Source organism: Ruegeria sp. SAZD011 (assembly GCF_059612545.1).
Genome location: NZ_JBXWQU010000020.1, coordinates 64,267 through 78,225 on the forward strand (window position 1 = coordinate 64,267; position 13,959 = coordinate 78,225).

Here is a 13,959-nt window from a genome sequence, read left to right on the forward strand (position 1 = left end):
GATTTATGCCCCCCGCGGTTCGACAAACATCCGGCCGCGCATTTCCATGTGCAGCGCGTGGCAGAACCACTGGCAATAGAACCAGTGCACGCCCGGACGGTCGGCGATGAAGGTGACCGAGGCGGTGGCCTGCGGCGCCACTTCCATCGCGATGCCGAAGTTGGCCATGCACAGCCCGTGGGTCACGTCATCCACATCGTCGAGGTTGGTGACATAGATTGTCACCTCGTCGCCCTGTTTCACCGTGAACTTCTCAAGGCTGAAGGTCGGCGCGACCGAGGTCATGTAGACCCGCACCTTGTTGCCGTCGCGGATCGGTTCCTCGGCGCCTTCCTCAAGGTCGACGCCATCGGCGGCGGCCTGCTGGCGGGCGTCTTCCCACATCGGGTCGTTGCGATCCCAGACATTGACCGGGTTCACCTTGGACCGGTGCACGATGATGCTGTCATGCGGCTCGGCAAAGGTCGGACCGTCATGCACCACCTTCATCTTGTCGCCGGAGATGTCGATCAGCTGCTCGTTTTCGGGCTTCAGGGGGCCGACATTCAGGAACCGGTCCTTCGAGAACTTGTTCATCGAGATCAGCCATTTGCCGTCGGCCTCGGCGGTTTCGCCCATCGAGGTCGAGTTGTGGCCCGGCTGATACTGCACATCGACCTTGTCGAGGATCGGGTCGACATCTGCACCGGCATAGGCCTCGATCGCCTTTGCGATGTCCCACTTCACCACCTGGCTGTCCAGGAACAGGGTGGTATAGGCGTTGCCCTTGTTGTCGAACGCGGTGTGGAGCGGCCCAAGACCCAGCTGCGGTTCGGCCACGATGGCCGAACGCGGATCGGCATTGTCCGAGAACAGCGCATCGACCTTTTCGACGTCGATCACCGACACGGTGGGCGACAGCTTGCCGTTGATCATGATGTGGCGCCTGTCGGGGGCGGCGTTACAGCCATGCGGGCTGTTGGGGATCGGGATATAGCGGGTATAGTTCTTGCCCGCGCCCTTGCGCCCGTCGACGACCTTGACGCCGTTCAGCTCCTGATAGTCGCCCGCGGCGATGCCGGCCTCGATTTCCTTGAGGTTGAACACAACCACATGGTCCAGCTCGTTCTCGGTCATCTCGGCCAGGTTCATGCCCATTTCCGAGTTGTACGAGGTCGAGAAGGCGTATTTGCCCTGATAGTCGCAATCGGTGTTGTCGAGGTTGCCCGACACGATCACCTGCCAGGCGATTTCCATGCTGTCGCCGTCAATCGCGGTGAAGATGTTCACATATTGCGACGGATCGTCGAGGATCTGGCCGTCATTGACCAGCGGCGCCTCATGCTCGCCATTGGCAAAGACATAGCCGGTGCGCGGGTATTTCTGCGGCCGCAGGCCGTGGATGTCATGCGCGTTGGGGATCTCGATGATCTTGTCGCATTTCATCACGTCGCAGCGCACGCGGGCCACGCGGGTGTTGGCCTTGTCGTTCATGAACAGGTAGCGCCCGTCATAGGTGCCATCGGTGAACGACATATGCGGGTGGTGCAGGTCGCCGTTGTCATAGGTCTTCTTGCCATTGGCGGCCAGGTACTGCTTGGTCTCGGGCAGCAGGCCCTCGGTCAGCACCTTGAGCGACTCGTTGGTCTGGCCCCAGCCGGTGGCCGAGCAGCGGTTGAACACAGGCACCCGCATCAGCTCGCGCATCGAGGGGATGCCGAGGATGCGCAGCTCGCCGGTCTGGCCCGAGGACCAGAAGCCGTAATATTCGTCCAGCTCGCCGGGCTCCAGATTGGCCTTGGCGGCGGCGGATGCCTCGCGCGCGGTCATCAGGGTGGCCCCCAGCCCGGTGCTGGCGAGAACGGCCCCGGTGGCTGTCGCGCCCAGCAGGCCGCGGCGGGTGACGCTCAGGTTGTTTTCGTGGTCCGACATGATCGTTCCTCCTTTCAGGAAGCTTCTTGCGGTTTGGCGTTTGGATGGTTCGCCGGTGGGTGTCCGAGGGTCAGTTTCGGGTCGACCGTCCCTGTGCGCGCCCGCCGCTTGATCTGGCGGATGACGACGGGGCATTTGGCCTCGGACTGATAGAGCACCTGGCAATGCAGGCAGGTGATGCATTCGTTCGGGTTGATCTCGCCCGTGGGGTGGATCGCCTGAACCGGGCATTCGTTGGCGCAGGTCTGGCAGGGGTTGCCGCAATCCTTGTAGCGGCGCAGCCAGTCGAACATGCGGATGCGGGCGGGGATCGCCAGCGCCGCGCCCAGCGGACACAGGTAGCGGCAATAGAACCGTTCGATGAAAAGGCCGATCAGCAAGAGCAGCAGCGCAAACACCACAAACGGCCAGTCGCGCATGAACTTGAGGATGATCGCGGTCTTGAACGGCTCGACCTCGGCATAGGTTTCGGCCAGCGGGATCGAAACAAAGCTGAGACCGAACAGACCCAGGAAGATCATGTATTTCACCGGCCATAGCCGCTCGTTCAGGCCCCAGGGCAGGGTCCATTGCGGCAGGCGCAAGGCGCGGGCGACCTTGTTGGTCAGCTCTTGCAGCGCGCCAAACGGGCAGAGCCAGCCGCAATAGGCACCCCGACCCCAGAAGATCAGCGCGGCGGCCACGGCGAACCACTGGATGAACACCAGCGGGTCAAGCAGGAACGCATCCCAGCTGAAGCCCGTGCGCAGGCTGCCCGCCAGCGCCATCAGGTTGACAACGCTCAGCTGGGCATTGGCGTACCAGCCGATGAAGAACAGCGTTGCGGTCAGATAAGCGATGCGGAACCAGTAGAAGACGCGGGCATTCATGGTGGCCTGGAACTGGAAGAAGAAGGTCGCCGTCAACACCAGCAGCATCACGCTCAGGATGCCGATCTCGACGGTGCGGTCCTTCCAGATCCGTTGCCACAGCGCGGCCTTGGCGGCGGCTTCGTCGCCCGCGTCCTCGACCACCGCCGGGGCGGCGGCCGGCAGCAGGAAGCGTTCCGGCAGGCGGTAGCCCAGATCGAAGGTGAGGAAGCTTTTCTCCACCGCACCCACGGCGCGTTGCACCAACAGTTGCAGGCGGAAGGGGGCGGCGGGGTCAAATTCGGCATCGGCGGGGATCTTGAAGAGGTCAAGTTCCGAGAACGCAGGGGCATCCGTCGCCGCGACCGCTCCCAGGCGCCGCTGCTGGCGGTCGAAGAAGCGCACCGCGCTGTCGCCCTGGATCAGCTGGATCCGGTCGAAGATGCCGCCGCGCACGTAGCCCGATCCCTTGAAGCTATAGGCGCCGCGCCCGAGTACCAGAATGGCCTGCTCGCCCGGCTCAAGCCAGTTTTGCAGGTTGGCATATTCCGCCTCGCCCAAAAGGGTGCGGCCGATCTCGGGGACCGAGACCAGCGCCAGGTGCATGTCGATGAACGTATCCTCGGGCGCGCCCGGTTCGGGGCGCTTGATGGCGCGGCCGTCGCCGGTGGCCTCAAAGGCCGCGTTGACCTGACCGATGTCCAGGGTCATCCGCCGGACCGAGCCGTCGCCCGACAGGGTGAACCAGTCACTGGTCCCGGTCTGGCCCATGTCGATCTCGCGACGCGGACCTTCGGGGGTGGCGGGCGACAGGCCGCCCAGCCCCAGCGCGCGGGCCACCTTGAGCCCTGCGCGCACCAGGCTGTCGTCGATCACCATGATGGTGACGGTGGCACCCGAGATGATGTCGAGATCATGCCCCTCGCCGCCGGTCTCGGCCTCGCGCTTCAGGTCAAGACCCTGATAGCCCTCGGTCAGGGCGACCATCTTGGAATTGGGGATGCCGATCAGCACGATCGGTTCGGAATGCTCCACCAGCTTGACGCCGGTCAGCACCGCGTCGGCGTCGATGGCGGCGATCACATGGATCGGCTTGCCGGAATAGCCGGTGGTGCCCACGAAATCCGAGGTGAGGAAGGCCCAGGCAACGGTCTCGCCACCCTTGAGCACCGGCGCCACCGGCACATCCTCGCGCAGCGGGCCAAAGGCGTCGGCGCCGGGGGCCAGATCGGCGGGTGCAAGAGCGGCCAGAAACCGGGGCAGGTCGCTGGCCAGCGCCGGGATGGGGGCCAGAAACAGAAGGGTCAACAGAACCCGGATGACGCGTGTGATCAGCACATCGCACCTCTCTTGTCTTGGATTGGGGGGCCACGGGTCTCGGGCCAGAGCCGGTTCCACACCACCCGAGCCGACATGTCGGTTCGGGTCCGTTGCCGGGCGTCGAGGAGGACCGGTTCGACGACACCGCCATAGGCGGGCGTCATGAAATCAACCGCTGTCGAACACATCAGGCAATCGCCGCAATCAGGGCAGGGATCATCCGTGCCCTCGACCGGCATCTGGATCCAGACCGCGCCCTCTTCCGAGCAGATCTCGATCCACGCGCCCTCACTAGCCTGGGCCAGTTGCGGCGCCAGCAGTTGCAGCACCATCAGCACGATGCCCAAAACACCGCCGACGCGGCGCAGGGCGCTGCGGATCGGGTCCGGTATGTCGGTCTGGCGGGGCATAAGCACCTCGGGCACGGGATTGCGTCTGGCCCGAGTCCTATGCGTCCCGCCGCGCCGCTTACTTGACTTTGGTCAGGCCCCCGCCCCGGCTGCGATCACATTCCGCAACGCCAGCGCAAAGAGCTGCGCGACCGGGCTATCCGGCCGGTCGGGCCGCGTCATCAACCCCACCGGCCCCCTGGTCAGCCCGGTCTGGAACGGCAACGCCACCAGTCGCCCCTCGGCAATCTCGTTGGCAACCACCCCGCGCGAGATGATCCAGACCGCATCCGAGCGGCGTGTATGCACCCGGCCAAAGGCGCCCGAGACGGTTTCCAGCCGGTTGGGAAACTCGCCGATCCCGTTTGCGATCAGCATCTGTTCGACCAGGGGCCGTATCGCGGCGCCGGGCGGCGGATAGATCACCGGCCAGTCAGCCACCCGCGCCAGATCGGGCGCAGCCAGCAGCGGATGACCGGGGCGCACCACAAACACCACCTGTTCCTGATAGAGCTGGGTGAACGAAAGCCCTTGCATCGTCTCGGGCGGCCCCATCCGCCCGATCACCAGATCCAACGTTCCCAAACGCAGCCGTTCGACCAGATAACCATGCGGCCCGTCCTGAATCCGCAACAACGCATGCGGTGCCAGTCGCGCGAATTCACCCACCGCGCGCGGCATCAGATAGGCCGCCACGCTGGGCAAGGCCCCCACCGACAGCGTTTCCCGCTGACGGCGCCCCTCGGTTTCGATCCCGTCGAGCCCCTGTTGCAGGCTGGCCAGCGACATCCGTGCGAAATGCAGGAACACCTCGCCCGGCTTGGTCAGTTCCACCCCCGCCCGGCTGCGGCGCATCAAGTTGGTGCCGGTGATCTCTTCCAACTCCTTGAGGGTTTTGGACATGGCCGGCTGGGTCAGGAACAGTTTCTCCGCCGCCGTCTTCAGACTGCCCTCGCGCGCGATTTCCACAAAGCACTGGATGTGGCGGAACTTGATGCGACGGTCGATCATTTACTTTCCTATTTTGGAAATTAAACTGCCTCTTTACTCATTTTACATCACGCATTCAATCATTCATCCTCTGCCCAATGGGAGGAGACACGATGCGCACGCAAATAGTGATTGTCGGAGGTGGCCCTTCGGGCTTGCTGCTGGGGCAGCTGTTGCATCGCAAGGGCATCGACACGGTTGTGCTGGAACGCCAGTCACGCGCGCATGTGCTGGGCCGCATCCGGGCCGGTGTGCTTGAGGCGGGATTCGTCAACCTGATGCGCGAGGCCGGTGTCGCCGAGCGGATGGACCGCGAAGGTTTCGTGCATCACGGCACCATCCTGGCCCATGGCGAAGAACAGATCCGCATCAGTTTCGAGGATCTGATCGGGCGACACGTGGTGGTCTATGGCCAGACCGAATTGACGCATGATCTGTATGACGCCCGCGATGCTGTGGGCGGCAAGACGGTGTTCAATGCCGAGGGTGTCACGATCCACGATGCCGACAGCGACGCACCCTATGTCACCTACAGCAGTGACGGCACCGAACACCGGATCGACTGCGACTATGTTGCGGGCTGCGACGGGTTCCACGGGATCAGTCGACAAACCATTCCGGCCGGCATCCGCAAGGAATATGAACAGGTCTATCCGTTTGGATGGCTGGGGCTGTTGTCCGAAACGCCACCTGTGAGCGACGAAGTGCTCTATAGCTTGTCCGAGCGCGGCTTTGCCCTCTGTTCCATGCGCAACGCCACGCTCAGCCGCTACTACATCCAGTGTGCGCTGTCCGACAAGGTCACGGACTGGAGCGATGATGCCTTCTGGACCGAGTTCCGCCAGCGGCTGCCACGCGCGGTGGGGGACCGGTTGGTCACCGGGCCATCGATCGAGAAATCCATCGCACCGCTCCGGTCCTTTGTTTGCGAACCGATGCGCTGGGGGCGGCTGTTCCTGTGCGGCGATGCGGCCCATATCGTGCCGCCAACCGGCGCCAAGGGGCTGAACACGGCGGCGAGCGATATCCATTACCTGTATCACGCGCTGGTGCAGGTGTTCGAGACCGGCGAGACCGAGGGGATCGATCGCTATTCCGAACAGGCACTGGCCCGCATCTGGAAAACCCAGCGGTTCAGCTGGTGGATGACCAAGCTGTTGCACCGTTTTCCCGAGCAGACCGAATTCGACCTGCGCATCCAGCGCGCCGAGCTGGAATTCCTGCGCGACAGCCGCGATGCGCAAACGGTGCTTGCACAGAACTATGTCGGTCTGCCCTACTAGGGCGTGGCGGAAAGGAAGACGAATGTCTGAACGCTATGACAACGGAATGAAGGTACGCCGCCGGGTGCTGGGGGATGCTTATGTCGACCGGGCCGAGGCGAACCGGACCGAGTTCGAAAGCCCGTTCCAGACCCTGATCACCGAAGGCGCCTGGGGCACGGTCTGGGCCAGCGACGGGATCAGCGACCGGGAACGGTCGATGCTGACGCTGGCGCTGTTGGCGGCGCTGGGGAATTTCGACGAAATTCCCATGCACATCCGTGCCACCACGCGGACCGGCGCCAGCAAGCAGGACGTGCTCGAGGCCTTCCAGCATGTGGCGATCTATGCCGGCGTGCCGCGCGCCAATCAGGCGCTGAAGCTGGCGCGGCAGACCTATGACGAGATGGAAGCGGAATGAGCGGACCGGAGCGCGAACGGCCCAGCCAAGAGGAGACGGCCCAGATGACCAAACCCGGCGAATTCTACCAGCGTGACCGCGCCTGGCACCCGCCCGCGCATGTCCACGACTACAAGACCTCGGTGGCGCGCTCTCCCCGGCAGGCATTGATCAGCCTCGAGAACACGGTGAGCGAGATAACCGGCCCGGTTTTCGGCCATGCCGATATTGGCGACGGCGACAATGACCTGATCCACAACTACGCCCAGACGGGCCAAAGCGCCATCGGCGAACGGATCCTCTTGCATGGGAGAATTTTCGACGAAAATTCTCGACCCCTGCCGAACACGCTGGTGGAAATCTGGCAGGCCAATGCGGGCGGGCGGTATCGCCACAAGAAAGATACCTATCTCGCCCCGATTGACCCCAATTTCGGGGGTTGCGGTCGCATCCTGACCGACGAGAACGGCTATTACTACTTCCGCACCGTCAAACCCGGCGCCTATCCTTGGCGCAACTGGGTCAACAGCTGGCGACCCGCCCATATCCACATGTCGATCTTCGGCACCGCCTTTGCCCAGCGGCTGATCACCCAACTCTATTTCGAGGGCGACCCGCTGATCCACAAATGCCCGATCGTCAACACCATCCCCGACCCCGCCGCCATCGACCGCCTGATCGCTCCGCTCGACATGAATGCCGCGATCCCCTTCGACTGTCTGGCCTATCGCTTCGACGTGGTGCTGCGCGGGCGCCGCTCGACCCTGTTCGAAAACCGGCTTGAAGGGAACTGAAGCGTTTCCCGCGAAATAAAGCCCAGATTTCCGGTTGGGAAACGCAACAAAGAGGAGATGATCATGGCCCAGAGACTCGACTACCTGAAGGAAACCCCGTCCCAGACTGCCGGTCCCTATGTCCATATCGGCCTGGCCCCAGGCGCCGCCGGTTTCGACATCTATGACCGTGAACTGGGCTGGGACATCGCCGGACCCAATGCCGCCGGAGAGCGTATCCGGGTCGAGGGCCGGGTGATCGACGGCACCGGCAGCCCGGTCAAGGATGTACTGATCGAGGTCTGGCAGGCCAATGCCGCCGGCATCCATGCCCATCCCGAACACGCCGGCGAGGTCGAGGAAGGGTTTCGCGGCTGGGGCCGGGTGATTACCGATTTCGAGACCGGCGAGTGGGGTTTCGACACCGTCAAACCCGGCCCGGTACCCGGACGCAACGGTTCAAAGCAGGCACCGCACCTGACCCTGTGGATTGTGGCGCGCGGCATCAATATCGGCCTCAACACCCGGCTCTATTTCAGCGACGAGTCCGAGGCCAATGCCGCCGACCCGGTGCTGAACCTGATCGAATGGGAAAACCGCCGCGCGACCCTGATCGCTGTCCGAGGCGAACGCGAGGGCAAACCGCTCTACCGTTTCGACATTCACCTGCAAGGCCCGCAGGAAACCGTCTTTTTCGATATCTGAGACCGGAGACCGCCCATGGACAAGCCCTGCATCATATGCGTTGCAATCACCGGCTCCGTTCCCACCAAGGCCGACAATCCCGCCGTGCCGATCTCGGTCAGCGAACAGATTGAGAGCACACATGAGGCGTTCGAGGCCGGCGCCACCATCGCCCATTGTCATGTGCGCAATGATGACGGCACCCCCACCAGCGATCCAGACCGTTTTGCCCGGCTGATGGAGGGGCTGCACACGCATTGCCCGGGTATGATCGTGCAACTCTCGACCGGCGGTCGGTCAGGGGCCGGTCGGGCGCGCGGTGGCATGTTGCCACTGAAACCTGACATGGCCTCGCTCTCGGTCGGGTCCAACAACTTCCCCACGCGGGTCTACGAGAACCCGCCCGACCTGGTCGACTGGCTGGCCTCCGAGATGCGGACCCATCAGGTCACCCCGGAAATCGAGGCCTTCGACCTCAGCCATATCCTGCGCGCCATCGACATGCACGGACGCGGGCTGCTCCACGGCAAACTCTATGTGCAATTCGTGATGGGGGTGAAGAACGCGATGCCCGCCGATCGCGAAGTGTTCGATTTCTACGTCCGGATGATGCAGACGCGTGCGCCGCAGGCCGAATGGTGCGCCGCCGGCATCGGCGCCAATCAACTGGCAGTGAATGAATGGGCCATCGCTGCGGGCGGACACACCCGCACGGGGCTAGAGGACAATATCCGGCTCGACCGGCACACGCTTGCCCCCTCCAACGCCGCGCTGGTGCGGCGCAGCGTCGACCTTTGCGAGAAATATCAGCGCCCCGTCGCCAGTTGGCAACAGGCACGTGAGCTTCTCGACCTTCCGGCAACGGCGCGAAATTGAAAACGGGCGCACACCCCGCTATGCGGACCCGATGAGACAAAAGGCGGGCAGCTATCTGGCGGTATTCGCGGGCGGGGCAATCGGCTCTGTCCTGCGCGAGGTGCTGGGTACCCAACTGCCAGGACTACCCTTCCTCACCGCCACATTCGGCATCAACACCGCCGCCTGTTTCGTGCTCGGCTGGCTTTTTGCCATCCGCCACCGGCTGCACCCCCATCTGCTTCATCTGGGCGCAGTGGGGTTCTGTGGCGGTCTTTCGACCTTTTCCTCATTCATCCTCGAACTGGACCGGCTCACAAATTCCGGCGGCTGGTCCATCGGCCTCGTCGCCATGACGGTGGAAATCGCGGCGGGCCTTGCCGCCGCCATCCTGGGTGAAGCGCTGGGGCGCGGCCGCGAGGTACGACGATGACGGCCGTTGCCCTGCATGCGCTCTTTGCACTCGGCGGCGGTCTCGGGGCGGTCCTGCGCCACTGGGTCGCGCGTCGCGTGACACATGACCTGCCGTTCGCAACCCTGCTGGTCAATGTGCTCGGTACCCTGCTGCTGGGTATTTGGCTCGGCCAACCCTCAAGCGGCGCAACGGACCCGGACCAGAGCCGCCAACTGATCCTCGGTTTCTGTGGCGGCTTCACCACCTTCTCCAGCTTTGCCTATCAGACGCTCGACCTGCATCGCGCCCGCTCGATCGCCAGCGCCGCCGTCAACATCCTCGCCAGCGTGGCGCTCTGCGCGCTTGTCTACCTGTTGGGCACCCATCTGGGCGGTTGATCCTGACGACCGCGCTGGGGGACCAGTCCCCCAGACCCCCTGGAGTATTTCCCACCAGAAAGAAACCAGAAGACCCCTGCTTCTTTCTGGTTCACAATACTCCCGCCGGAGGCGCCGCACCCGGCAAACCGCGCAGCCGGGGCGAGGATACGTCACCTCTCGTCCCGCGCCGAGGAGGAGGAACGACGACGAGATCCCGAGCGCGCCGAAGGCGCACTGCCTGGTTACAGCGTCTTGAGGTATTCGACCAACGCGCGGCGGTCCTCCTCGCTCAAACCCGCGGTGCCATAATCGTGGCCCGAATTGAAGTTGCCCGGGATCGGCTCACCATCCTCGCCACGGGCGCGGAAGGTGAACGGGTTCTGGTCAAGACCCGACACGAAACCGACCTTGACCGGGTCAAACTCGCGGCTGCCGACGCCAAAGACCTCGGGCCGGGTGGCCGCGTCCTCGGGCAGTTCCGCGTCAAGCGCGGTGGCGACGTTGCGCATGCGCGCGGGCAACAGCAGGTCATAGAGCGTCGGCACCGAACCATTATGCAGATAGGGCGCGGTGGCCCAGATCCCGTTCAGCGAACGGGCCTTGTAGGCCAAGAGGGGATGCTCCTGCGTCAGGCATTCCTCGGCATCGGCCTTCTTCTTCGCGTCGCTGACACCGGGCAGGTATTCGGTCACCAGCCCGGTCTCGGTGCGAATCCCGCTGGGTCGGTCATCCTCGCCCAGGATCGCGGCCAGAACCTCGAACAGTTTGCCGCGGATGGTGCCCACGGTCGCGTTGACCAGCATCAGGCGGGTATAGTCTTCGTCCCGGTCGATGCGGGTGAATTTCGTGTCCACAAGCTGGCCGCCGAAATTGCCCGATTTCGAGCGATGCAGGAAGGTATTGCAGGTGGTGAACACATCCGTCCCCAACTCTGCCAGCGGCGTCATGCTGATTTTCATATTGCTGCTGGTATCGGTCGGCGCCATGTGGCTGTGGCAGTCGGCGCAGCTTTCACCTTCGATCTTGCGGGTGAAGACCTCGCGCCCGCGCGCTGCAAGATCCCAGTCGATGGCACCCAGCATCTCCTCGGGCCAGCGCGGCGATTGCAGGCTTTCGAGCTGGCGTTCCAGCGAAATCAACTCACGCACCCGGGCGCTGGAGGGGTAGCCGCGCAGGACCTTGGACTTGTCCGTTTCGAGATGAGCAAAGACGCCAATCACCTCGGATGTATTGCGCACCAGCGCGCCCAGCTCGGTATTCTCACCCAGGAACCGGATCTTGAACATGCGCGGCGCGATGCCGTTCCATTGCAGCTGGTCCTGCTGTGAGGTGTTCCAGATATGCGGATAGCTGGCTGGCGCGTCGGCCAGCACATTGGTGATCTGGTTCGGGTGGCGGATGGTCAGCGCAACCTTGTTCAGGATATGGCCCTGCGCATCCAGCCGGGCATGGCCATAGCGTACCTTGGGTGCTGCGTTCTTGTCAGCCAGCGCCTGTTGCCAGACGATCTGTTCATTGAGCTGAAGCTCCAGCGATTCGCGCCCGTCGATCGTCTGGTCGGACCCCAGCACCGCGCGCGCGAAACGGTCGAACCGGTCACGATCGGCGACGGTGTCCTTGAGCGCCTGCAACAGGTCCTCTTCCATCCGCTGGAAATCGGCCAGCGTCGGCGCGCCTTCGACCCGCAGGCGGCGGCCCTGATGAGTGATCTCGTTGGTGTGGCAGGCCGAGCAGGTCAGCCCGACCCAGGGTTCACGCATGGTCAGCGCATCGCAGGTTTCCGGGAAGGTATCGCACATCAGGTCGGCATCCAGGGTCTTGTCCTGATCCACGACCCAGCCCAGCGGCAGCCCCTCGGGATTGTGCACCGGGTCGGGATTGGCGATATAGCCCAGCTCGTCCATATAGGCACGGTCCAGAAAGGCGCGGATCGCCCCATCCCCGTCACCGGGTTGTTCCAGCGCACGCATCCAGGACAGCGGCAACAGACGCGAACCCTGCGTGGTGGTATACCACCAGCGGCGCTGCGCATCGTTCCAGCCCTGATCCAGGCACTCGACGTCGCGACAGACGCTCCACCCCGATTGCGCCAGTGCAACGGGCGCGGCAATGGCGGCGAGCCCGGTTGCCAGGGCGATACCAATCACATGTCTCGAAATCATCAATCTATCTCCGGTCTTCTGCCCCGTACGCGTCTCTTGCCCCAAGGGGATGGAAACGAAAGGGCGGCAACACCACTCTGCCGCTGCTCCTGCGTGTTTTTCAAATATCTTTTTCAATTATTTGGTCTCTAAACCCTGAGGTCTCAAATCACATGGAATGCTGAGTGGTGACCCGCTTCCAACCGCTCTAGGCTCAGGACCGGGTCGTAATTTCCCCGGCGGGACCCTGTACGGTTCGGTGAACGGCCTTGAACGGGCACCAACTCAGCACGACTATGATTTTCGCCAAGCCACTCACTCTCAGCTATCAATGGGACGTAGGGTAAAGCTTGGACAGGTGACAATAATCACCCGAAATGGTGAAACACGCTATATTCCTTAGAAGTCCAGCCGAATCACCAAGACCCATGGCCCCAACTGACCAGCACGATCAACTCGTTCTTTCCATATACGATGCCGCGCTGGACCCGGGAAAATGGCCGGATCTTCTGACACGGATCGCGCATTATGCCGGTGGCATCGGCGCAATGATCTTCGAGGTCGAAACGCCCGGAGACCGGCCGCATCTGCTGGCCTCGCATTTCAGCGACACCTACCAGATGGAACTGGTCGAAGGGTATCTGAGCCAGCACAACGATCTCGAGATCGCCGATCAGGCCATCTTTGCGCGTCATTCCCGCGCCTCGGACGACATTCAGCTGATCCCGGACTCGGTTCTGGCGTCGTCCGAAGCCGAACTGTTGGCACGCCCCAACCAGAAGACGATGATGCAATACGGCATCCGTTACCGCTGTGGCGCGCTGCTGAACAAGGATCAGCTGTTCCACGACCGGTTCTCGATGCAGTTCGGGTCCGACGCCTCTGACGATCTGCCGGAACGCCTGGCGCGAGCCTCGCGGCTGCTGCCGCATATCGCCAAGGCTCTCAGCATCGGACGCCCGGTACAGGCCGTGATGAAGCGGCACAAGACGGTGCTAAGCGCGCTCGACAAGCTGGACGTGGGGTTCTGCGTGCTGGATAATCGCATGAATGTCGTTGCCGGGAACGAGGAATTCCGCCGGCAGACCGAAGAAAGCGGCGTGTTCCGCCGCGACCCACATGGCAAGCTGAACTTTCGCAGCGATGACGACCTGAGCCGGGCACGGGCCCTGCTGGGCAGCCCGCTGCAACACGGCAGGTTCGGTGCCCGCCCCCGCAAGGAGGCGCTGGAGGCCGATCAGCGGGCGCCCGCCTCTATCGGCGACGCGCTGTGCATCGATATTTCGCCGCTTCACAAAGCAGATGAACTGGGTGACGGCGCCGTGGATGGGTTCCTGCTGATGAGCACAGATACTAGCCGCACCTATCGGCTGGAAATGCCTACGATTGCCGCCCTGTTCGATCTGAGCGAGGCCGAATGCGCGGTGTTCGAATTGATGGCAGAAGGAAAGACCAACAAGCAGATCGCCGAAGAACGCGGACGCTCGCTGGACACGATCAACTCTCAGGTCAAGTCGATCCTGTCGAAATCCAATTGCGACAACCGTACCCAGGCCATTCGCATGGCCACCAATATCTCGTCGGGATTCCTGGTACGCGACTGATCCTGCGG

Annotated in this window: 13 protein-coding genes; 8 read left to right on the forward strand and 5 right to left on the reverse strand. The window is 63.2% G+C overall.

Annotated features, from left to right (window positions below; all coding sequences use genetic code 11):
* Positions 1-3: 3 nt before the first annotated feature.
* From nosZ to pcaQ, 4 genes are all read right to left on the reverse strand, one after another.
* Positions 4-1,911 (reverse strand): TAT-dependent nitrous-oxide reductase, encoded by a 1,908-nt coding sequence (gene nosZ / locus AC2FLM_RS06660; protein ID WP_496856693.1) that lies wholly within the window; start codon positions 1,909-1,911, stop codon positions 4-6.
* A gap of 14 nt (positions 1,912-1,925) precedes the next feature.
* The gene (locus AC2FLM_RS06665; RefSeq protein ID WP_496856695.1) at positions 1,926-4,097 is read right to left on the reverse strand and encodes a 4Fe-4S binding protein; all 2,172 of its coding nucleotides are present in this window, start codon (positions 4,095-4,097) and stop codon (positions 1,926-1,928) included.
* On the reverse strand, positions 4,091-4,489 hold the full coding sequence (locus AC2FLM_RS06670) for a DUF2946 family protein (RefSeq protein WP_496856697.1): 399 nt from the start codon (positions 4,487-4,489) through the stop codon (positions 4,091-4,093). Before AC2FLM_RS06670 ends, AC2FLM_RS06665 begins: the two co-directional genes overlap by 7 nt.
* 72 nt (positions 4,490-4,561) lie before the next feature.
* The gene (pcaQ, locus tag AC2FLM_RS06675; protein WP_496856699.1) at positions 4,562-5,479 is read right to left on the reverse strand and encodes a pca operon transcription factor PcaQ; all 918 of its coding nucleotides are present in this window, start codon (positions 5,477-5,479) and stop codon (positions 4,562-4,564) included.
* 92 nt (positions 5,480-5,571) lie between these two features.
* On the opposite strand from pcaQ, the gene pobA reads away from it, so the two are divergent.
* The 7 genes from pobA to crcB all read left to right on the forward strand — a co-directional run bounded on the left by pobA (position 5,572) and on the right by crcB (position 10,224).
* On the forward strand, positions 5,572-6,741 hold the full coding sequence (gene pobA / locus AC2FLM_RS06680; RefSeq protein WP_234140155.1) for a 4-hydroxybenzoate 3-monooxygenase: 1,170 nt from the start codon (positions 5,572-5,574) through the stop codon (positions 6,739-6,741).
* 22 nt (positions 6,742-6,763) lie between these two features.
* Positions 6,764-7,141, forward strand: coding sequence for a 4-carboxymuconolactone decarboxylase (pcaC, locus tag AC2FLM_RS06685; RefSeq protein ID WP_496856701.1), 378 nt, complete (start codon positions 6,764-6,766; stop codon positions 7,139-7,141).
* A gap of 44 nt (positions 7,142-7,185) precedes the next feature.
* Positions 7,186-7,914 carry a protocatechuate 3,4-dioxygenase subunit beta gene (gene pcaH / locus AC2FLM_RS06690; protein WP_496856703.1) on the forward strand — a complete coding sequence of 243 codons (729 nt, stop codon included), beginning with the start codon at positions 7,186-7,188 and terminating at the stop codon, positions 7,912-7,914.
* A gap of 63 nt (positions 7,915-7,977) precedes the next feature.
* The gene (gene pcaG / locus AC2FLM_RS06695; protein ID WP_496856705.1) at positions 7,978-8,598 is read left to right on the forward strand and encodes a protocatechuate 3,4-dioxygenase subunit alpha; all 621 of its coding nucleotides are present in this window, start codon (positions 7,978-7,980) and stop codon (positions 8,596-8,598) included.
* Positions 8,599-8,613: 15 nt separating this feature from the next.
* A complete protein-coding gene (locus AC2FLM_RS06700; protein ID WP_496856707.1) occupies positions 8,614-9,453 on the forward strand; it encodes a 3-oxoadipate:acetyl-CoA acetyltransferase in 840 nt (279 codons plus the stop codon).
* 31 nt (positions 9,454-9,484) lie between these two features.
* Positions 9,485-9,865, forward strand: coding sequence for a FluC/FEX family fluoride channel (locus AC2FLM_RS06705; protein WP_234217184.1), 381 nt, complete (start codon positions 9,485-9,487; stop codon positions 9,863-9,865).
* A complete protein-coding gene (crcB, locus tag AC2FLM_RS06710) occupies positions 9,862-10,224 on the forward strand; it encodes a fluoride efflux transporter CrcB (RefSeq protein WP_496856710.1) in 363 nt (120 codons plus the stop codon). The genes AC2FLM_RS06705 and crcB overlap by 4 nt, the downstream gene beginning before the upstream one ends.
* A gap of 224 nt (positions 10,225-10,448) precedes the next feature.
* Here crcB and AC2FLM_RS06715 read toward each other — a convergent pair whose 3' ends face one another.
* A complete protein-coding gene (locus AC2FLM_RS06715; protein ID WP_496856711.1) occupies positions 10,449-12,368 on the reverse strand; it encodes a di-heme-cytochrome C peroxidase in 1,920 nt (639 codons plus the stop codon).
* Between the two features lie 407 nt (positions 12,369-12,775).
* Between AC2FLM_RS06715 and AC2FLM_RS06720 the strand changes: the two genes are divergently transcribed.
* The gene (locus tag AC2FLM_RS06720) at positions 12,776-13,951 is read left to right on the forward strand and encodes a helix-turn-helix transcriptional regulator (protein WP_496856713.1); all 1,176 of its coding nucleotides are present in this window, start codon (positions 12,776-12,778) and stop codon (positions 13,949-13,951) included.
* Positions 13,952-13,959 lie beyond the last annotated feature (8 nt).

Bases quoted from the DNA above. Each gene is read 5' to 3' on its own strand.
- pcaH (WP_496856703.1), top strand. From the start codon at position 7,186: ATGACCAAACCCGGCGAATTCTACCAGCGTGACCGCGCCTGGCACCCG.
- pcaQ (WP_496856699.1), bottom strand. From the start codon at position 5,479: ATGATCGACCGTCGCATCAAGTTCCGCCACATCCAGTGCTTTGTGGAA.
- nosZ (WP_496856693.1), bottom strand. From the start codon at position 1,911: ATGTCGGACCACGAAAACAACCTGAGCGTCACCCGCCGCGGCCTGCTG.
- pcaC (WP_496856701.1), top strand. From the start codon at position 6,764: ATGTCTGAACGCTATGACAACGGAATGAAGGTACGCCGCCGGGTGCTG.
- AC2FLM_RS06700 (WP_496856707.1), top strand. From the start codon at position 8,614: ATGGACAAGCCCTGCATCATATGCGTTGCAATCACCGGCTCCGTTCCC.
- AC2FLM_RS06670 (WP_496856697.1), bottom strand. From the start codon at position 4,489: ATGCCCCGCCAGACCGACATACCGGACCCGATCCGCAGCGCCCTGCGC.
- AC2FLM_RS06705 (WP_234217184.1), top strand. From the start codon at position 9,485: ATGAGACAAAAGGCGGGCAGCTATCTGGCGGTATTCGCGGGCGGGGCA.
- pcaG (WP_496856705.1), top strand. From the start codon at position 7,978: ATGGCCCAGAGACTCGACTACCTGAAGGAAACCCCGTCCCAGACTGCC.
- crcB (WP_496856710.1), top strand. From the start codon at position 9,862: ATGACGGCCGTTGCCCTGCATGCGCTCTTTGCACTCGGCGGCGGTCTC.
- AC2FLM_RS06715 (WP_496856711.1), bottom strand. From the start codon at position 12,368: ATGATTTCGAGACATGTGATTGGTATCGCCCTGGCAACCGGGCTCGCC.
- AC2FLM_RS06720 (WP_496856713.1), top strand. From the start codon at position 12,776: ATGGCCCCAACTGACCAGCACGATCAACTCGTTCTTTCCATATACGAT.
- pobA (WP_234140155.1), top strand. From the start codon at position 5,572: ATGCGCACGCAAATAGTGATTGTCGGAGGTGGCCCTTCGGGCTTGCTG.